This is a genomic window from Flavobacterium sp. C3NV, from assembly GCF_046825355.2.
Taxonomy (GTDB): Bacteria; Bacteroidota; Bacteroidia; order Flavobacteriales; family Flavobacteriaceae; genus Flavobacterium.
In genome coordinates this window covers 304110-323798 of the sequence record NZ_JBKQBJ020000005.1, presented here as the reverse complement: position 1 = coordinate 323798, position 19689 = coordinate 304110, and the positions used below count along the sequence as shown (strand labels likewise).

Below are 19689 nucleotides of genomic sequence, written 5' to 3'. Positions count from 1 at the left end.
TTTGCCACAGATTAAAAGATTTTAATGATTTTTTTTCGCTTTTATTACACATAGTAAACCCGACAGGTTTTAAAAACCTGTCGGGTTTGTCTTTTCTAAGAATTATCGAAAAGGTCTTCGACTCCGCTCAGCCTGACATCACAAGTGTCATCCTGAGCGAAGTCGAAGGCTCGTTTATTCAAAAATTTCATCCGGATCTGTTAAATCTGATAATTTTTGTTTTAAATCATCTTCTAAAATCGTCAATCCGTATTGATAAGAGGCATTCATCCAGCCAAAACCTTCTTCGGTTATAAAATCAAATTCGGTTCCTACGTTTCCGTATTCTGCGAAAATTTTGTGTGAACTTATCGATAAATCAAACTTCTCCGGAATGGTTCCGTTATAATCCACTGCGTTTCTGGTAATCAGCCATAGCCAGCGATATACCATTTCCTGCGCTTCTTCATTAAAATTATAATTCAGCAAACCTTCCCATAAAAGCATTTGATGCGGCGCCCATCCAAACGGATAATCCCATTGGCGAATTGGTGCATTTTCGTCTACTCCGGCAATCGATTCTTTGGTACTTCCTGCAATTCCGCCTTTCATTTTAAATCTTGGCAATGTCTTTTTTACCAAAATCTCTGCTTGTTCTGGCGTGCTTATTTTTGCCCAAAGCGGATAAAATGTGGGAGCTGCCTCAAAAAAATGCTGTTCTTCATTTACAAAATTATAATCCAGATAAACTCCGTTTTCAGGATTCCAGCACAATTGATTGATTTTTTCTTTTCTGGAAGCTGCTTTCGAAAGCCAATATTCACTTGAAAAAGATTTGTCTTCAAAATATTGAAACTCATTTTTAAAGTACTTTTTAATCAAAAAAGCAATATCGGTTTCGTATTTATAAAGCAAACTATTGATCGCTACAGTATTCAAATTGGCACAAACCCCAACCAATCTGTTCGTTGTATCATGTCCGCTTTCGCGCATACTGCGATCGTGAATAAAGTATTTATCGAGTTCAGCATCAACAACTTCTCTTTCGAGATATTTCTTTTCGAATTCGCGGGTTGACAAATTGTATTTTGGCGCATATTGCTCCAGAATATCATCAAAATGTCCTTCTTCAACCTCAAAAGGAAGTCCGATTCCTTCTGCTTTATAACGATTTAATCCGTTTGCGGTAAGTCGTTTTCCCTCTTCCATCCAAACCGTTTGGTATTCTTTTATGGCCGTTTTTAGATGTCTTTCGATCCAGAAAATATCCGGATTCGACTTCTCTAAAACATCCATTATTAATGATGTATAAAGCGGTGGCTGCGTGCGGGTTAAATAATAACTTCTGTTAGCATTCAGAATTTTTCCGTAATGATCGATCTGATATTTAAAATTCTCTGCAATGCCTAAAGCAAGCTCGATTTTATCATCGATCAAAAGTCCTTTGGCAATAAAATAACTGTCCCAACCGTACATTTCGTTGAATCTTCCGCCAGGAACCACAAACGGAACTCCCGAAATTTCGTTGTTTTTTATTTGAAGTGCCAAAGCTAAAATTCCCGGCTTTTTGTTTAATGATAAAACATATTCAGGCGAAATATTTTTAGGCATTTGAACCACCTTTAATTTTGGAGTTACAGCTTCTAGTTTCTTGAAATAATCAAAAACTATTTCGTCGCCAAAAGGCACATACAAATACGCCAATTCATTTTCGATCTTATTGTCTTCCAGAATTTTCTTTACACCATCAGCATCAATCGTTCGTGTAAGACCTTTCCAATACAGATTTTTTATTTTTCCCGAAATTCTCTTTACGGGATCTTCGGTGATTTCATCTAAATTGATTTCGGCAAATTCAGTATTGTTTTTTTTGGCCAAAGCCAGTTCCTGCAATAAATTCGAAAGCTGATAAGTTCCTTCAATTAGAGCAGAATTGCCGTTTTCATCGTGCAGCAAAAACTTTTTTGGACCATTATCATCGATCGTTATTTTTTTATCGCCATCAGTATCTTCCTGAGCCAATAATTTTTCGATGGTTTGGAGTATATGTAATTTAAATTTCATCTTTTGCAGTTATTTTTTTGAGAATAAAAAAGGATATTAATAATAAAGACATTGGAATTAAAGTAAAATAAAATGCGTTTTCCGGCCCTTCATTTTTAAACAGCCAACCTGTTATTCTGGAACCTAATGTGCCGCCAAGAGCAGAAAAAATCACGATTAATCCGGTCATTGAACTTTGCAGATTCTTTGGTAAAGCACTCAATACAATCGAATTTAATAAAGGATAAATAGGCGCAATAAACAATCCTATTAATGGAAATGCAAAACCAATCAAGGGAATATCTGAAAGTGTATTGATATTTTTTACTTCTAATCCAACGGTTTTGGGAAGTACAAAAATCACTATCAACATAGCCGAAAATATACAGAAACTTAAAACCCAGATCCAGTTGACTTTTTTGGTGACAATACCTGCAATCAATCTCCCGATCGCTAATGAGATAGCGAGAATACTTGCCATCATAATGCTGATGTTTTCCGGAAGATGAAGCACTTTTGTATTAAAAGTGGGCAGCCACGAAAGGATTCCCTGTTCGATCATCACAAACAAAAAGACACTTATAACAAAAATAACGGTAAGCAATTTTGCCATTAACCGGAACATTTGCAGGAAATCATCTTTAAGGTTTGCTCCTGCCGAAACTTCGGGTTCTTTAAATTTTACAAAAAATAAAAACAAGAAGGACAGGAACGATAATGCAGCCAAAAACCAATATACATTTAGCCATGAATTAGGATCGTTTTCGTTATTAAAAGCGGGAAATAAAAAATAAGCCAAGGCAATACCCACCATAAAAAAACCTTCGATACTGCTCATTAAAGCATTATGCTCTTTTTTGGTTTCGGTCACGGTGCCTATCAATGAATAAACCGAAACTTTGATGAGAGCAAATGAAACTCCAACCGTGGCAAAAAGAATTTTAGCATTATCAAAAGAGTTTCCAAAATACATCGAAATACAAGCCAAAGTCACCAATGCCAAACCTATCAACATCGATTTTCTATAGCCTATTCTGGGTAAAAAAGAGGCTATAAAAAAAGATACAATAGCAATGGGCATGTCTTTGAAAGCTTCTAAAATACTCGCCTGAACTTCATCTACTCCGTAATTTTTCTGCGATTTTAAAATCACAATGCCTACGCTGTTTAATAAAATAGCGAAGACAAAATAATTGAGGTAAAGTGAGATTTTAATTCCTATGTTTTTCATTTTTTTATTTGTTTGTCTTGCTTTGTGGTTACGGTGCCGAGACGCACTGCTGTGCACCTCTACGATACCGTATATATATTATTTAACCTGTTGGGCGTAATGGCTGAAAATTTAACTAAACACATAGAAACATTCATTTATGTGTTTAAAAAAAAGTAAATCAAAAAGAAACTCGTTTCTCACACATAACTATGTGTATTAATTCAAGTGAAACGCCTTTTTTTTCATTTCAATAATTCTATGTTTCTATGTGTTAAAAATTATTAAACCCAACAGGTTAAATCTAGAAATTAATCGCTACCGAAAATCTAAACGCGCGCCCTAAAATAGGTCTTGCCATAAACACATCGCTTGCTGCAGATGTTGTTTGTCTTGGATCTCCTTCTGTCAAACCAATTTCGTTGAATAAGTTCGAAGCATCAACTGCAAAACGAAGGTTATTATAGGTATAATTTAATCCTGCCCCAACTTCTTTATAAGCCGGTAAAACTTGTCTGTTATCCTGATTCGTGAATTTTTTATCGAAATAAGAGAACTGAACATAAGCCGTAAGATCTTTTGTAATATCTACTTCTGGTCTTAGATTACAGAAAAATTTAGGGATTCTTCGTGCTGTATTTCCGTTAAAATCAAAGGTCGAACCATCAGCATTTGTTCCTGTAAAATTATCGTATTCCGGTTTTTGAACTGTAAAAGTAAAATTCAGTTTTACAATGCTATATCTGGCATTAGTTTCTACTTCAAGACCAATATTGTTTACGTCTGCAAATTTGTTTTCAGAACTTCCGTCAGATAAAATATCCGTGAAAGCAACATTTTTTAAATTCATATGAAATAAATTCGCATTTATAGAGAAAAATGAACTTGCATATTTGTACCCTAATTCAAATTGATTTACTTCTGTATTCTCCAATTTGCTTAAATCTGCTGCATTATCATAAAATGATTCTTCAATTGGCGATCTAAATCCGTGGCTATAACGAACATACGAAGCCATTTTATCATTGAATTTATAATTTCCTGCAGCGGTATAAGACCATTCGCTTACATCATATCTCCAATAGGTATACGGATTTCCTTTTACCGTTGTTACTGCATCATCAGCCGTATTGTTGTCTAAAATACCTAAGTTTTCAGCACCAAATCTGGCGTTATCTCTGTAGCCTGAATATTTGTCCTTATTGTATCTTAAACCAGCATTAAAGGTTAATTTATCTGATGCTTTAATTTCGGCATCAGCATAAATATCATTCAAAACTCCTTTGGTTTGTGCATCTCTTTCCAGCCAGGTGATTCTTTCTACACCATTCCAGGTATGATCTACTCCACTTGTATTGTCTTTTACATTTAATAATCTAGGATTGTCTGAAACACCTACCAAATAAGAATTCCAGTTCCAGTATTGATTTGATTTCCAGTTCGAATAGTAGTAACCCGCTGTTAATTTCACCGGATCTAAATCAAAATTAAAAGAGAAATTATTCGCAAAATTATTCATCTTTTTCTCGATATGCCAAAGATCTGCTCTCATAATCAAAGCGTTTGGATCCAGCGTTTGTCCGTTATCTACATAAGAATACGTTAGATTACTAGCTGTTGTATTTTGAACATCTGTTGCATAGCCATCTTGTGTCCACGGCCCTCCATTTGGGAAAATCGCATTGTAATTTAAATCGATATTGGTGTTTTTGAAAGCATTTTTGAACGTTACTTTCTCTGATATTTTCTTTTTGAATTCAGCTCCAATAGAGTTGATAATTGGGTGAGAACCATCTTCTAAATCTGCGCTAAAAGTTCCGCCGCCATATTGAGGTACATTTAAGTGACTTAAATTTACTGAAGTCAATGTTCCGTAATTTGGGTTAAATCCAGGAATTCCTTCTACTTTTCCGTTATTACTTTTTAGCGGAATTGGCAAATAGAATGTGTTTCTGTCGTCAAGATGTTTAAAGTTTACCCTCAAATAATCGTCATCATCAAATTTGTAGGTGATGTTTCCTTTTATTTGTCCTCCTTTATTGGCTGTAAAACCTGTATTTCTAACTCCGTTATCGGCTCTGTAAAAACCTCCAACATTAAAAAATAATTTATCCTGAATTAAAGCGCCTGATAAATTAAGATCGGTTCTGAACATTCCGTAATCTGAAGTCGTGAATTTTGCTCTTCCCTGAAAATCATTTTGTCCTGTTTTAGAAATAAAATTGATGATTCCTCCAGGAGCATTGTTGGCAAAAATTGAGGCAGAACCTCCGCGAACCGCTTCCATTTTACTAACGGTTTCATCTAATCTGTAAAAAGTATCGGCGTTGGCAAATTGCAGCGCTCCATCTTCAAAAACCGGCAATCCGTCTTCCTGAATTTGTACATATTCATAGGCTCCAGCAGACGGAATTCCTCTTGCAAAAAGGTTATTTCCTATTTCTCCTCCAGAAGCTTCTACTACAAATCCGGGAATGGTTTGAAGCAATGCTGCTGTACTCGACGGCGCTCTGTCTTCGATGGCTTTGGCGCCCATTGTCGTAATCGCAACACTCGACTCCAATTTAGATCTTGGAGTTGAAGATCCTGTAACGACAACTTCTTTTAAGCTTTGAGATTCTCCTTCAAGCAATAAATTTACCTCTACGGATTCTCCTTGTTTTATGGCAATTTTTTTCTCGAAGGTTTTATAACCCACATTGGTTGCAATAATCGTATAAGTTCCCGCTTCGACATTCGAGAACGAATATCCTCCGTTTTCATCTGTAACGGTACTTTTACCGGTTTCCTTAATCGATACATTTGCTCCGGGAACTGTTACTCCGCTATCGTCAAGCACTTTTCCGGAAACTGTATTGGTGTTTTGGGCAAACCCTTTATTTGGTAAAAAAAATAGGCAAAACATTAAAAATAATGTGCCTAAATACTGGTGTAGCTTTTTCATTTTTTTGTTCGGTTAGTTAGTAATTATGGTTATCACTGTCAAACTTAACTACAAATCATAAAGGAATTTACGAATTAAAAATCGAAAACGTTTTCGAAAACACCTAAAACGTTTTCGGAAGTTAAAAACTTATCAATCCGTTTTATTTTTAGTACTTTTATTTCATGAATGACACTAAATTAATAGATATAGCCTCGGCACTCGGAATTTCGGTTACTACGGTTTCAAAAGCGTTAAAAGGATATACAGATATTAGTAAGTCTACTCGTGCCAGGGTTATCGAGATGGCCGAAACGATGAACTACATCCCCAATTCTGTTGCAGTGAATCTTAGAACCAATGAAACCAAAACCATTGGCGTTATTATTCCGGCTACGGTTCATCACTTTTTTTCGAGCGTACTAAATGGTATTCTCGAAGAAGCCGAAAAAAGAGGATATCTGGTCATTATATTACAATCAAACGAAAAATATGAGCTCGAGAAAAAACAGCTCGCTTTATTGATTCAGAAACGAGTTGATGGGGTTTTAATGTCACTCTCTAACGAGACAGACGATTTTACTCATATTAATGAAGCCATTAGAAAAAATACTCCCGTTGTTCTTTTTGATAAAATTGCCAAAAGGGTAGATTGCTCCAAAGTAGTTATCAATGATGCGAAAGCAGCTTTTGATGCGGTTTCTTACCTTATTAATAAAGGATATAAAAAAATTGCTCATTTTAGAGGTTCTTATGTTCCGCAAAACTCGATCGATCGTTTTTTAGGTTATAAAAGAGCGCTTGAAGCACACGGAATTGAGTACGATTCGAAATTGGTTTACGTTTGCGATAATAATACAGATTTTGAAGACGGCTACGAAAATGCTCAAAAAATAATGACCGAAAATCCGGATATCGATGCCATTTTTGCCATTACTGATTTGGTTGCCATCGGGATTATTAAATACTTTAATGAAGCCGGAATAAAAACGCCGGAACAAGTTGCCGTTTTTGGCTTTAGCAATTGGTTTATGAGTACGGTTATTTCGCCTAAATTAACCACAATTGATCAGCCCGGATTCGAAATGGGACATCAGGCCGTATCACTTTTAATTGATGAAATTGTCGACATAAAAGAGCATCGTCCGGTAACGCATCAAATTATTGAACTTCCTACAAGAATCATTGAGCGAGAATCGACAGTTAAATGATTTTTTAGTTTTAACTTTGCCTCAATCTTAAAAAGCATCAATGTTTCCGATTCCTGAAAATACCGATTTTTTATTGGCTGATGCCGAAAAAGAAAATCTATATCTAAGCCTTGTTGAGCAAATCAATAAAGACTTTAATTTGGCCAATGAAGGAATTGATTTTCCGATGAGCATTTCTCCCGATGAACTAAAAATTCAGCTTCACGAAAAAATCTACCGCATGATTCAGTATAAATTTGCTGAATATTTAAACCTGCTTTATATTATTGATGTATCTGAAGAAGAAATTAAAAAACTAGACGGATCAGATTTGGTTGTTCTCGCTGAACAAGTTGCCTTTTTGATTCTAAAAAGAGAATGGCAGAAGGTTTGGTTTAGGAAGCATTATTCTAAGTAAGTTGCTAAGGTTATGAGATGCTGAGATACTAAGTTTGCAAGTTTTATTTTTTAATCCTTTGTTGGTATTTCATATAGTTTAATAAAGAGTTCCAGTGCTTTGTTTAAATTTAAAACTTTATCTAAAATTGGCTGTAAGGATTCCGGAGCATCTTCAATAAAATAGTCAATGTGAAATTTTAATGTTTCCCCTATCTGGAAATGATCCCCTATTTTAGGCGGAAGTGCAAACGATCTTAATTGAAGTATTTCGCCACCTCTTGCCTGATCACGAAAAAACCAGGACAGAAATTCTAACGAGATTAAACTCTCAGAAGATTTATCTAATGTGAATTCGAATTGTAACATTACTTCATCTTTCAATCCTCCATCTGTTCTTAATAAAGTAGCAAGAGGTAGATGAGAAAGTGATACATCACCCAAATCAGAACCTTTTATCCCTTCTAAATTATCAATTCCACTGCTAACATTTTCTATTCCTTTTAAACTTTTAAGTGTCTTTTGAAATAATTCTATTTCTTCTGGATATTCTCCCATTATTTTAAAATTTAATTCTTTAAGTTAATAATTGAGCTTTTCAAACTATCCTAAGTTTGCCTTTTTTTGTTATCAAAAAACTAATTTACAACCCAATCTTAAGAAAGAAAAAAACCTACACGTTATACTTTTAGATTATTCCAAAATATAGTTGAGAATTCTTTTAAAAAATAGAAAGTTCAAATTTATTGATTCTCACTAAATAAGTTTCTTTTTTGATTTTAAAAAAGGAATTTCAGAATGTTTGGTTTCGCAATCAATACAAACAGAAAAAGTTAGTTAGTAAACAAAATACTATAACTTTCAGGTCTCACGATTTTTTTTAATTTATCTAATTCAGACCAAAGTCCAAATCCATTAGTATCTAATTTGCTTCCTATAATTTGGTAGCGGCCACATTTAAAACAAATTTTTGCAATTCCTATTGTCTTTTCTTTCTTCTTAAAAATAAAGATATCACGATATTCTGCAATGCAAGCGGCAAAAGTGGTTTGCAATGAATCTTTTTCGCTAAAAACATTTTCAATCTTTTTTTCTTGCTTAATTGACAAGTTTGATTTTTTGTATTCGTATTTTAATAAAAGCTTTTCAAAATCTTTCTTCGGAATATTATCAGGATAATGCCCGTAAAAAAAACCAGAGAATTCTTCTTTCTTTTCTGTCTGTGAAGTATTATCATTGGATGAATGTTCAAACTCCCGTTTAGAAAAATCTAAATAATAATGATCAATTTTATCCGAATCAAAAAAAGGTCTTAATTCTTTCTTTACAGCCTTTTTGGATGCAACTTCTACTTTATTAGAATTATTACAACTCGAAATTACAATGACAATAAGTACAAAAATATATTTTCTCACTTTTTTTGGATTTAAAACTTAATGTCTTCAATTTGAAATATTAAATTTTGACAATATCTGTTCCTAGTTTTTTATTTTCAACTATTTTATTAACCAAGTCTCGAAATGTTTCAATATCTCCAGTAGTAATAGTACTTTCATATTTCCAGTTTGGAAATATTCTGTCCAACCAATGATCTAAACATCTTTCTCGTTCTACTTTTACATCGAATTTATCGAAAACTTTCACCCCTGTTAATGTTACTTCTTCTAATAGAGGAGAAAAATTATCATTAATAGCCAAAAAATCTTCGATTCTTGTTGACGGTTTTAAACTTACAACATCTACACCTTTAATTTTTAAATTTCGTTTTAAGGTTTGAAAAACAGAGAATGTTAAACATTCTGAACCCAAAATTTTGATTGGTTTGACAATTTCTTTTTCAGCAACAGTTGATAAAAAATCACAAAGATCACCTAAAGTTTTTTTGTCATCTGGATTGAAGATTGTATCCCATATTTTTATTGGCACATCAATTCTAAATTCTTGATTTAAAAATTTAGTTAATTCATTCCAAGGTAATAAATCCTGAGCTTCACGCCATTCCCATATTAATGTATCCTTTGTTAAAACAAAAGTTCCATCAACCATAAAATCAAATTGGCCTGAAAGTCTATGCTGTTCTTTGAATATTTCTAAAAGCTCATTAGAAGTATAACAGATCTTATCATTCATAACTTATATTTTCTTTTATCCATTCGAAACCTTAGAATCTTAGCATCTCAGAACCTTAGCAACTTTAGAAATAAACCCTCACAAAAGGCATAAACCCAGACCCATAAAGACTTCTATCAGCATCATACAAAACATCATAACGCGCACCAATAGTAACACTTCCGGTTCTGTAACCTGCACCAAGATACAAGGCCGTATTCCAATAATTATCAGAATAACTTGGTCTGTAAGGGGTTGAATTATAATCTGTATTTACTCGCACCTGCTCCAACTCTGCAGACAATTGAATTTCGGGAATAGGATTTACAAGACCCACCACGCTTCCTCCATAAACAAAAGAATTGTAGTAACTTTTTGAAGATAAGTAACCAAATTGCAAACCAACACCAACAGCCACAATTTCGTTTACATTATAAATAGCACTTGGCATTACAGAAATATCGGTGTAACCTGATCCAATTCCTAAACCAAGTCCTCCACCAAACTGAACTTTGTCCCAAAAATGATTGCTATTATCAATAACGTATTTTTGCTGCGAAATTACCGCAGTTGAAAACAGCACTGCCAAAATCACAAAAAAAGATTTGAAAACGATTGAAATTTGATTATAATTCATAGTTAAGTCTATTTTTAACAAATTTTTACGTAAAAGTACGTAAAAAAAAGATTTAAATAAATGCGATTGTTGTACTTTTGCCTTTCTATTTAACAAAAAGTATATTCACTAATATTATGGATAGGTTTTCATTTTTAAATGCAGCGCATACAGAGTTTTTCGCACAATTATATGATCAGTATTTAGTAAATCCAGATAGCGTTGAGCCAAGCTGGAGAAGTTTTTTTCAAGGTTTCGACTTTGGACAAACGACTTATAATGACGAAAATCCAGTTCAACGAATCGTTGAGTATGTAACTAGCGACAACACAGATTGTAGTCTTGTTTCTGACAAACTACAAAAAGAATTCAATGTACTAAAGTTAATCGATGCCTACCGTACTCGTGGCCACTTGTTTACAAAAACAAATCCGGTTCGTGATCGCAGAACATCTTCTCCAACATTAGACATTGAAAATTTCGGATTAACAACTGCTGATCTTTCTACAGTTTTTGATGCTGCTCAGACTATTGGAGTGGGACCTTCTACTTTGCAAGACATTATAACGCGACTTAAATCTATTTACTGCCAGCATATTGGTATTGAATATATGTATATCAGAAATCCTGGCGTTGTAAAATGGATTCAGGATAAACTGGCTGTAAATGTTAATCAGCCTAATTTCTCTTCTGAAGAAAAGAAAACTATCTTAAATAAATTAAACCAGGCAGTTTCTTTCGAGAACTTCCTGCATACTAAATACGTAGGTCAAAAACGATTTTCATTAGAAGGTGGAGAATCTATCATTCCCGCTTTGGATGCTTTGATCGAACAGGCTGCTGAAAAAGGTGTTGAACAATTCGTAATGGGAATGGCTCACCGTGGTCGTTTGAACGTTTTGGCTAACATCTTCGGAAAATCTACTCAGGATATTTTTGGTGAGTTTGACGGTAAAGATTACGATCAGGAATATTTTGATGGTGACGTAAAATACCACTTAGGTCTTACTGCCGACAAAAAAACAAGAACAGGAAAAAGTATCAATATCAATTTAGCGCCAAACCCATCTCACTTAGAAACGGTTGGAGCTGTAATTGAAGGAATTACAAGAGCAAAGCAAGATAAATATTATCCAAATGATTTCTCTAAAGTATTACCTATTGCCGTTCACGGAGATGCTGCAATCGCAGGTCAGGGTATCTTGTACGAAATCATTCAAATGGCTCAGCTTGATGGTTACAAAACCGGAGGAACAATCCATATTGTAATCAACAATCAGGTTGGTTTTACTACTAACTACTTAGACGCTCGTTCTTCTACTTACTGTACAGATGTTGCCAAAGTAACACTTTCGCCAGTATTGCACGTAAATGCTGACGATGCTGAAGCTGTTGTTCATGCGGTATCTTTTGCATTAGATTACAGAATGCAATTTGGACGTGACGTATTTATTGACTTATTAGGATATAGAAAGTACGGTCATAACGAAGGTGATGAACCTCGTTTTACTCAACCTGTTTTATATAAAATCATCGCAAAACATAAAAATCCAAGAGATATTTATGCTGAAAAATTATTGTCTGACGGCGTAATCGATGCATCTTATGTAAATGCTTTAGAAAAAGAATACAAATCTACCATGGAGGAGAACTTAGAAGCTTCCCGTAAAAAAGATTTGACTATTATAACTCCATTCATGAAAAACGAATGGGATGGATTTGTTCAGGTAACAGATACTCAAATGCTTGAAAAAGTAGATACTACTTTTGACAAAAAAGGATTGGATTCTATTATCACTACAATATCTACTTTACCTGAAGACAAAAAGTTTATTAATAAAATAACTAAAATTGTTACAGACAGAAAAGCCGGATACGACAATAATACTATTGACTGGGGAACTGCAGAAGCACTAGCTTACGGTTCACTTTTAACAGAAGGATTTGATATTCGTATTTCAGGTCAGGACGTAGAGCGTGGTACATTCTCTCACCGTCATGCTGTAGTTAAAGTAGAAGATTCTGAAGAAGAAGTAATTCTATTGGATAGTATCGAAAACAAAAAAGGAAAATTTGGCGTATTCAATTCTCTTTTATCTGAATATGGTGTTCTTGGTTTTGATTACGGATATGCATTAGCAAATCCAAATGCGTTGACTATTTGGGAAGCTCAATTTGGTGATTTCTCTAATGGAGCACAAATCATGATTGACCAGTACATTTCATGTGGTGAAGATAAATGGAACAACCAAAACGGTATTGTTTTATTATTGCCTCACGGATACGAAGGACAAGGTGCAGAACACTCTTCTGCAAGAATGGAACGTTACTTACAACTTTGTGCAAGACAAAATATGTATGTTGCAGATTGTACAACTCCAGCCAACTTCTTCCACTTGTTGAGAAGACAAATGAAAACAAATTTCCGTAAGCCTTTGGTAGTTTTCTCTCCAAAAAGTTTATTGCGTGATCCAAGATGTGTTTCTACAGCTGAAGAATTAGCTACAGGAAGTTTCCAGGAAACAATTGATGACAATACAGTAGATAAAAAAGCAGTAAAAACATTGGTTTTTGTTACTGGTAAATTCTACTATGACATCGTTGCTGAAAGAGAAAACAACGGAAGAAATGACGTTGCAGTTGTTCGTATCGAGCAATTATTCCCTTTCCCGGCTGCACAACTTAAAGAAATCATCGCACAATATCCCAATGCTGACGATTATGTTTGGGCTCAGGAAGAACCTAAAAATATGGGAGCTTACAGCTTTATGTTAATGAACTTTGATCTTGTAAAATGGAGATTAGCTTCGTTAAAAGCTTACGCTGCACCAGCATCAGGAAGTTACACACGTGCAAAACGTCGTCATGCAGATGCGATTAGAATGGTATTCGATAAAGATTTATTCAGATAAAAAAAATGTTTCAAGTTTCGAGTTTCAAGTTTAACTACATGAAACGTGAAACCATAAAAACCTTAAACAAAAACAAAGATGATTTTAGAAATGAAAGTCCCATCACCAGGGGAATCAATAAAAGAAGTTGAAATTGCAACTTGGTTAGTAAAAGACGGAGATTATGTAGAAAAAGATCAAGCTATTGCTGAAGTTGATTCAGACAAAGCAACTCTTGAATTACCTGCTGAAATGAGCGGAATTATTACGCTAAAAGCTGAAGAAGGTGATGCAGTTGCTGTAGGAGCTGTAGTTTGTTTAATTGATACTGATGGTGTAAAACCTGCAGGTGATGCTCCGGCTGCACCAGCGGCTGAAACTCCTAAAGCTGAAGCTCCAAAGGCAGAAGTAAAAGCTGAGGCGCCAAAAGCAGCACCTGCACAAGCTCCGGCAGCTACAAGTTATGCAGCAGGAACTCCATCTCCGGCAGCAAGAAAAATATTAGACGAAAAAAACATAGCACCGGCAACTATTTCAGGAACTGGTAAAGACGGAAGAATCACTAAAGAAGATGCTGTAAATGCAGTACCTTCTATGGGAACTCCAACTGGAGGAAACCGTGGATCTGAGCGTACAAAATTATCAATGTTACGTCGTAAAGTAGCTGAGAGATTAGTTGCTGCTAAAAACGAAACAGCAATGTTAACTACTTTTAATGAAGTTAACATGACACCAATCAACTTGATTCGTAACGAATACAAAGATGCTTTCAAAGCAAAACATGGCGGCCTTGGATTAGGATACATGTCTTTCTTTACAAAAGCAGTTACAAGAGCATTAGAATTATATCCTGATGTTAACTCAATGATGGATGGTGATTATAAAATCGCTTATGATTTTGCTGATATCTCTATCGCAGTTTCAGGACCAAAAGGTTTAATGGTTCCTGTAGTTCGTAATGCTGAAAACTTAACTTTCCGTGGTGTTGAAGCTGAAATTAAAAGATTAGCATTGAGAGCTCGTGATGGTCAAATTACTGTTGACGACATGACTGGTGGAACTTTTACTATTACTAATGGTGGAGTTTTTGGTTCTATGTTATCTACTCCAATTATCAACCCTCCTCAATCAGGAATTTTAGGAATGCACAACATTATTGAGCGTCCGATTGCTGTAAACGGTAAAGTTGAAATTCACCCAATGATGTATGTTGCACTTTCTTATGACCACAGAATTATCGACGGACGTGAGTCAGTTGGTTTCTTAGTGGCTGTAAAAGAAGCATTAGAAAATCCAGTAGAATTATTGATGAATGGCGATGCTAAACGTGCTTTAGAATTGTAATTGTAAGTAATTTTCACAATAACAAAAGACCTGTTCATTAGCTTGAACAGGTTTTTTTATGCAAAACTTGCTTAAGATTTGCTTAAGATGTTAATTTTTTAAATAAACGTAAATTTTACCCTTTAAAAAATATTTTATTTAGAATAAATAAGAATAGCTTGTGTAGTTGATAATCAACAACTAAATTTGCGCTATTAAAATCAATTCTAAATAAAATGAAATATAAATTTACAATTTCTTTTTTGAGCTTTTGTTTTTTTCTATTAGCTGCTACAAGTATCTCAGCACAGGAAAAAGCATCTATTAAGGGGCAAATTAGTTTAACAAATAACCAAGCTGCAGATAACGTTTCAGTTGTATTAAAAGGGACCAAAATAGGAACCAATACAGATAGCAACGGTTTTTATGAAATTAAAAATCTTAAACCGGGAAGCTACGTTATTAAAGTTTCGGCTGTTGGACATTCATCAAAAGAAAAAAGTATTTCTCTTAATGCAGGTGATGAAATAGTTGAAGATTTTACCATTAGTTCAAACTCTGAACAATTAGACGAAATTGTAATTAACGGAGGTACTAAAAAAAATCCGCTAGCGCGTAAAGAAACGCAGCAAGTATCAAGATTACCACTTAAAAATCTTGAAAACCCACAAGTTTATACTACTATTACAAGCGAATTATTAAAGGAGCAGGTAGTTACTAATTTAGATGATGCATTAAAAAACTCACCTGGACTAACACAGCTTTGGGGCTCTACTGGTCGTACAGGAGACGGTGCAGGATATTTTTCTTTAAGAGGATTTGCTGTTCAGCCCACTATGATCAACGGATTACCTGGATTATCAAACGGAAGTTTAGATCCTGCTAACATTGACAAAATCGAAGTTATAAAAGGACCATCAGGAACATTGTTTGGAAGTAGTTTGATTTCTTACGGAGGACTAATCAATGTTACCACTAAAAAACCTTACGATCGTTTTGGAGGAGAAGTTAGCTACACTTCCGGAAGTTATGGTTTAAACAGAGTTACTGCAGATATTAATACTCCATTGGACGACGAACACAAAGTAAATTTTCGTGTAAATGCCGCTTATCATAATGAGGACAGTTTTCAGGATGCTGGTTTTAAAAAATCATTATTTGTTGCGCCGTCGTTATCTTATCAGGTAAATGACAGATTATCATTCCTTATCAATACTGAGTTTTTGAGCAGCGAAATGACAAATCCAACCATGTTATTCTTAGACAGAACAACTCCTTTAAGAGCTCACAACATCGAAGAATTGGGTTACGACAACAAACGTTCTTATACTAGTAACGATCTTGTAATAAAAACACCATCATATAGCCTTCAGGGTCAGATGAATTATAAAATTTCAGATCAATGGACTTCACAAACTGCCTTTGCAAGAAGCTCTACAAAATCTCAGGGTTACTATAATTACTTATATGACATAACAAGTAATTTTCAAAATATTACCGACGGAATTGTTTTTGGAAGATCATTTACAAATAATAATTCAAAAACACTAACAACTGACATTCAACAAAATTTTATTGGAGATTTTAAAATAGGAAACCTAAGAAACAGAATTGTGGCCGGTTTAGATTATTTCAACAGAATGCAAGTTGATAACGGAACAGATTACGAGTATTACGAAAGCCTAGTATATGTTGGTAGAGATGACCTAAAAACAGTAAACGAAAATGTATTTAAAATCACTGATCCTACTCAATATATTTTAGACGGAGATAATGGTATTTTATCTCAATCACATGCAGATGCTGTTTTATCAGGTAAGGGTGTAAGCAACAGCAAACAAAAGCAGGAAGTTTTTAGTGCTTACGTATCAGATGTTATTAATTTCACTCCTGCCCTTTCTGTAATGGCTAGTTTACGTATCGATCGTTTTATGAATTCAGGCGAAGTAACGACAAAAGATGATGACTTTAATCAAACTACTTTTTCTCCAAAATTTGGTATTGTATACCAGCCTATTATAGACAAAGTTTCGATTTTTGCCAACTATATGGATGGTTTTGTAAATCCATCTCCAGTTACTAATATATTAGCTGACGGAAGCAGACAACCAAGAACTTTTGGTCCTGAACATGCAACTCAAATTGAATTTGGTACCAAATTAAACTTATTCAAAGATAAACTATATGCCACTTTTAGCTATTATGACACAAAAGTAAAAGATATGGTTTATACGGACTATGGTGCAACAACTACAATCAGTTATGAGGATGGTGCTCAAAGAAACAAAGGTTTTGAAGCAGAAATTGTGACCAACCCGGTTGACGGCTTAAACATCGTTTTTGGATATAGTTATAACGATGCGATCTTAACAGCAGGACTTGAGGATTTCGTGAATCACAGACCTGAAAGTGCAGGACCACAAAACTTAGCAAACCTTTGGGCAAGTTATAAATTTCTTCAGGGAGACTTAAAAGGTTTTGGTTTAGGTTTTGGAGGTAATTATGCAAGTGATAATAAAATCATGAACAGAACAGTTGCCGGAGTATTTACAATTCCGGAATATACTGTTATGAATTCTTCTATTTTCTACGGAACAGAAAAATACACTTTGACTCTTAAAGTTAACAATATCGCAAACGAAGATATTTATAGCGGATGGTCTACAGTGAGTCCAAGAGATGCAAGAAGCGTAGTGGCCAGTTTCTCTTACAGATTCTAAAAAACAAATAACAAAAACACCTTTTTCTTCTGGAAAAGGTGTTTTTTAAATTCTATAAAATTATGATAACAATAGCAAGTCTCATCGTTTTTTTAGCTTTTTACACTCTTTACTACACCTCAAAAAGAGCAACCTTATCTTATGATTTAGGTTTCGAGAAATGGATGAAAAGCAATCCTAAGCCAACCAAATATATGGGTTTAGGACTTCTTTTATTAGCGTACGCCCTTTGGTTGTTTACACAATCACTTTGCTGCGGGACTTTAATGTTTTTTATTCAGCTAATGACAATTGGAAGTTTGATTATTATTCTGACTCCATTAAAAAAAATTAGCCCATTTGCTATTATTGCTCTCTTTGTAATTGTTGCTTTACTAGAATTTTATTACAACTAACTTATTTCTAACCAAAATATGCCAGCAAATCCAAAATATCTAACCCAATCTAAGTGGCAACGATTTGCCAAAATTACAGCTGCTATAATTGGCGGCTATTTTGTTTCAGTCAGTTTTCATTTGGCTTTAGCATCCTGGTTTAACCGTGCTAATATCCTTATGACAATGGCTTTTAGCGGATTCATTCTTTGGGTAGCGCTTATGATAATTGCTTTCCTGGCAAAAAGCGGATTGAAAATCTGGGGTATTTACCTACTCCTTACTTTGGTTTTTTCTCTCCTCATTTATCTTGGTCAAACTTACAATCCGATAGCAAAATAACCTATGAACAATCGTAATTATAACATCTATTTTCATACCCATACTGTTAGCGGAATTGTTATCAGCGTAGTACTCTTTGTGATTTTTTTTGCAGGATCTTTTTCTTTTTTCAGAGATGATATCAACAATTGGGAAAGAAACGAATCTACTGCTATTACCAAAGAAATTCAATTAGACTATAATACCGCTTTAAAAAAATTAGACAAAGAATACGTTCTGCACGGAAGAAACGTGACCATTTCTAAAAACAGCAACGAAAGAAGAGTTGCCGTTTATATGGAAGGTACCAAAGATACTTTGGCTCCAGCCAAACAAAAAGAAGGTTCATTTTTCTATCTCGACACTAAAACCTTCAAGACTTTTACTTACGAACAATCGTATTCATTAGGCGAATTTTTGTATCGATTACATTTCCTGGCTCAAATTCCGTATCCGGTGGGGTATTACCTTTCCGGCTTTATTGCTTTATTTTTCTTATTTGCCATCATAACCGGTGTTTTATTGCATTGGAAAAAAATCGTTTCTAACTTTTATATTTTCCGTCCAAAGGAAAAACTAAAGACATTATGGACAGATGCTCATACCGCATTAGGAATGATTGGTTTACCATTTCAGTTTGTATATGCCGTGACAGGAGCCTTTTTTATGATCAAACTTTTGATTGTTGCTCCCGCTGTAATGACATTGTACAAAGGAGATCAGGATAAATTATATAAAGAACTGGAATACAGTGATCCTGAATATAAATTTGAAAATAAAAAATTAGCAACACCTTTTAATATCGATCAGTTAGTAGCAAAAGCCAAAAGTAATTGGAAGGATTTTGAAATTACCCGTGTTTTTATTCAGAATTATGGTGATGCAAATATGCATGTTGTTGTTGAAGGCGAAATGCTAAGTCACAAAAAATTCACCGGAATAGGAAAAGTAATTTACCGAATTGCTGATGAGAAAGAAATTGCAAAGAAAAATCCTGTTACGCAAAATAACTATCTCGATGTTGTAAAAAATGTTTTATATAAAATACATTTTGGCGACTACGGAGGTTACGCTCTAAGAATCGTAAGTTTCGTTCTGGGAATCATTACTTGTTTTGTTATCATTTCGGGCGTAATGATTTGGTTAGTTGCCAGACAAAAAAATAATTTACCTGAAAAGAAAAGACGTTTCAATGCTGCAGTTGTTCGTATTTATTTGGCAATCTGTCTAAGCATGTATCCTATTACTGCACTTGCATTTATTGTTACTAAAATATTTTATCCGCTAAGTCAGAATAATCTTTTTGCGGTTTATTTTGGAGGATGGCTGATTCTGGCAATCTTTTTTATCCTTAAAAAGAATGATGATTTCACTAATAAGTTCTGTTTAATTTCAGGGAGCATTTTAGGTTTTTTAATTCCAATTACAAACGGAATCGTATCCGGAAACTGGTTTTGGAATTCGTTTATGCACAATCAGATTCAGGTTTTCTTTATTGATGTTTTCTGGATTGTTTTGGCTTCGCTAACACTTTACGTTGCCTATCATTTAAAACCCAAAAAAGCAGTTTCTTAAAAATTAGCTTAAATAATTT

15 protein-coding genes are annotated in these 19689 nt (G+C 34.3%); 8 read left to right on the top strand and 7 right to left on the bottom strand.

The features are described 5' to 3' along the window. Positions 1-174: 174 nt before the first annotated feature. The 3 genes from ACIDC4_RS10020 to ACIDC4_RS10010 all read right to left on the bottom strand — a co-directional run bounded on the left by ACIDC4_RS10020 (position 175) and on the right by ACIDC4_RS10010 (position 6176). On the bottom strand, positions 175-2043 hold the full coding sequence (locus ACIDC4_RS10020; protein ID WP_412042651.1) for a trehalase family glycosidase: 1869 nt from the start codon (positions 2041-2043) through the stop codon (positions 175-177). Continuing rightward, a complete protein-coding gene (locus tag ACIDC4_RS10015) occupies positions 2033-3253 on the bottom strand; it encodes an MFS transporter (RefSeq protein WP_412042652.1) in 1221 nt (406 codons plus the stop codon). The genes ACIDC4_RS10020 and ACIDC4_RS10015 overlap by 11 nt, the downstream gene beginning before the upstream one ends. A gap of 283 nt (positions 3254-3536) precedes the next feature. Next, a complete protein-coding gene (locus ACIDC4_RS10010) occupies positions 3537-6176 on the bottom strand; it encodes a TonB-dependent receptor (RefSeq protein WP_412042653.1) in 2640 nt (879 codons plus the stop codon). 164 nt (positions 6177-6340) lie between these two features. Between ACIDC4_RS10010 and ACIDC4_RS10005 the strand changes: the two genes are divergently transcribed. Both ACIDC4_RS10005 and ACIDC4_RS10000 read left to right on the top strand, forming a co-directional pair. Further along, positions 6341-7366, top strand: coding sequence for a LacI family DNA-binding transcriptional regulator (locus ACIDC4_RS10005; protein WP_065451582.1), 1026 nt, complete (start codon positions 6341-6343; stop codon positions 7364-7366). A 40-nt stretch (positions 7367-7406) separates the two neighbouring features. Next, positions 7407-7763: a hypothetical protein gene (locus ACIDC4_RS10000; RefSeq protein ID WP_395430430.1), complete on the top strand. Its 357-nt coding sequence runs from the start codon at positions 7407-7409 to the stop codon at positions 7761-7763. Between the two features lie 50 nt (positions 7764-7813). On the opposite strand, the gene ACIDC4_RS09995 is transcribed toward ACIDC4_RS10000, so the two are convergent. The 4 genes from ACIDC4_RS09995 to ACIDC4_RS09980 all read right to left on the bottom strand — a co-directional run bounded on the left by ACIDC4_RS09995 (position 7814) and on the right by ACIDC4_RS09980 (position 10487). Further along, positions 7814-8299: a hypothetical protein gene (locus ACIDC4_RS09995; RefSeq protein WP_412042654.1), complete on the bottom strand. Its 486-nt coding sequence runs from the start codon at positions 8297-8299 to the stop codon at positions 7814-7816. 275 nt (positions 8300-8574) lie between these two features. Then, positions 8575-9156: a hypothetical protein gene (locus tag ACIDC4_RS09990; RefSeq protein ID WP_412042655.1), complete on the bottom strand. Its 582-nt coding sequence runs from the start codon at positions 9154-9156 to the stop codon at positions 8575-8577. Positions 9157-9196: 40 nt separating this feature from the next. Next, entirely contained in the window at positions 9197-9871 is a 675-nt protein-coding gene (locus ACIDC4_RS09985) for a hypothetical protein (RefSeq protein ID WP_412042656.1), read from the bottom strand. Positions 9872-9935: 64 nt separating this feature from the next. After that, on the bottom strand, positions 9936-10487 hold the full coding sequence (locus ACIDC4_RS09980; protein ID WP_412042657.1) for a hypothetical protein: 552 nt from the start codon (positions 10485-10487) through the stop codon (positions 9936-9938). 116 nt (positions 10488-10603) lie between these two features. On the opposite strand from ACIDC4_RS09980, the gene ACIDC4_RS09975 reads away from it, so the two are divergent. The 6 genes from ACIDC4_RS09975 to ACIDC4_RS09950 all read left to right on the top strand — a co-directional run bounded on the left by ACIDC4_RS09975 (position 10604) and on the right by ACIDC4_RS09950 (position 19670). After that, positions 10604-13378: a 2-oxoglutarate dehydrogenase E1 component gene (locus ACIDC4_RS09975; protein ID WP_412042658.1), complete on the top strand. Its 2775-nt coding sequence runs from the start codon at positions 10604-10606 to the stop codon at positions 13376-13378. 78 nt (positions 13379-13456) lie between these two features. Next, positions 13457-14701: a 2-oxoglutarate dehydrogenase complex dihydrolipoyllysine-residue succinyltransferase gene (gene odhB, locus ACIDC4_RS09970; RefSeq protein ID WP_412042659.1), complete on the top strand. Its 1245-nt coding sequence runs from the start codon at positions 13457-13459 to the stop codon at positions 14699-14701. Between the two features lie 215 nt (positions 14702-14916). Continuing rightward, positions 14917-17400 (top strand): TonB-dependent siderophore receptor, encoded by a 2484-nt coding sequence (locus ACIDC4_RS09965; protein WP_412042660.1) that lies wholly within the window; start codon positions 14917-14919, stop codon positions 17398-17400. A gap of 62 nt (positions 17401-17462) precedes the next feature. Next, positions 17463-17795, top strand: coding sequence for a hypothetical protein (locus tag ACIDC4_RS09960; protein WP_412042661.1), 333 nt, complete (start codon positions 17463-17465; stop codon positions 17793-17795). An 18-nt stretch (positions 17796-17813) separates the two neighbouring features. Then, positions 17814-18116, top strand: coding sequence for a hypothetical protein (locus ACIDC4_RS09955; protein WP_412042662.1), 303 nt, complete (start codon positions 17814-17816; stop codon positions 18114-18116). A gap of 3 nt (positions 18117-18119) precedes the next feature. Next, positions 18120-19670 carry a PepSY-associated TM helix domain-containing protein gene (locus tag ACIDC4_RS09950; protein WP_412042663.1) on the top strand — a complete coding sequence of 517 codons (1551 nt, stop codon included), beginning with the start codon at positions 18120-18122 and terminating at the stop codon, positions 19668-19670. Positions 19671-19689: the final 19 nt, after the last annotated feature.

Coding starts and splice junctions, on each gene's coding strand:
- ACIDC4_RS10020 (WP_412042651.1), bottom strand. CDS start 2,043: ATGAAATTTAAATTACATATACTCCAAACCATCGAAAAATTATTGGCT.
- ACIDC4_RS10015 (WP_412042652.1), bottom strand. CDS start 3,253: ATGAAAAACATAGGAATTAAAATCTCACTTTACCTCAATTATTTTGTC.
- ACIDC4_RS10010 (WP_412042653.1), bottom strand. CDS start 6,176: ATGAAAAAGCTACACCAGTATTTAGGCACATTATTTTTAATGTTTTGC.
- ACIDC4_RS10005 (WP_065451582.1), top strand. CDS start 6,341: ATGAATGACACTAAATTAATAGATATAGCCTCGGCACTCGGAATTTCG.
- ACIDC4_RS10000 (WP_395430430.1), top strand. CDS start 7,407: ATGTTTCCGATTCCTGAAAATACCGATTTTTTATTGGCTGATGCCGAA.
- ACIDC4_RS09995 (WP_412042654.1), bottom strand. CDS start 8,299: ATGGGAGAATATCCAGAAGAAATAGAATTATTTCAAAAGACACTTAAA.
- ACIDC4_RS09985 (WP_412042656.1), bottom strand. CDS start 9,871: ATGAATGATAAGATCTGTTATACTTCTAATGAGCTTTTAGAAATATTC.
- ACIDC4_RS09980 (WP_412042657.1), bottom strand. CDS start 10,487: ATGAATTATAATCAAATTTCAATCGTTTTCAAATCTTTTTTTGTGATT.
- ACIDC4_RS09975 (WP_412042658.1), top strand. CDS start 10,604: ATGGATAGGTTTTCATTTTTAAATGCAGCGCATACAGAGTTTTTCGCA.
- odhB (WP_412042659.1), top strand. CDS start 13,457: ATGATTTTAGAAATGAAAGTCCCATCACCAGGGGAATCAATAAAAGAA.
- ACIDC4_RS09965 (WP_412042660.1), top strand. CDS start 14,917: ATGAAATATAAATTTACAATTTCTTTTTTGAGCTTTTGTTTTTTTCTA.
- ACIDC4_RS09960 (WP_412042661.1), top strand. CDS start 17,463: ATGATAACAATAGCAAGTCTCATCGTTTTTTTAGCTTTTTACACTCTT.
- ACIDC4_RS09955 (WP_412042662.1), top strand. CDS start 17,814: ATGCCAGCAAATCCAAAATATCTAACCCAATCTAAGTGGCAACGATTT.
- ACIDC4_RS09950 (WP_412042663.1), top strand. CDS start 18,120: ATGAACAATCGTAATTATAACATCTATTTTCATACCCATACTGTTAGC.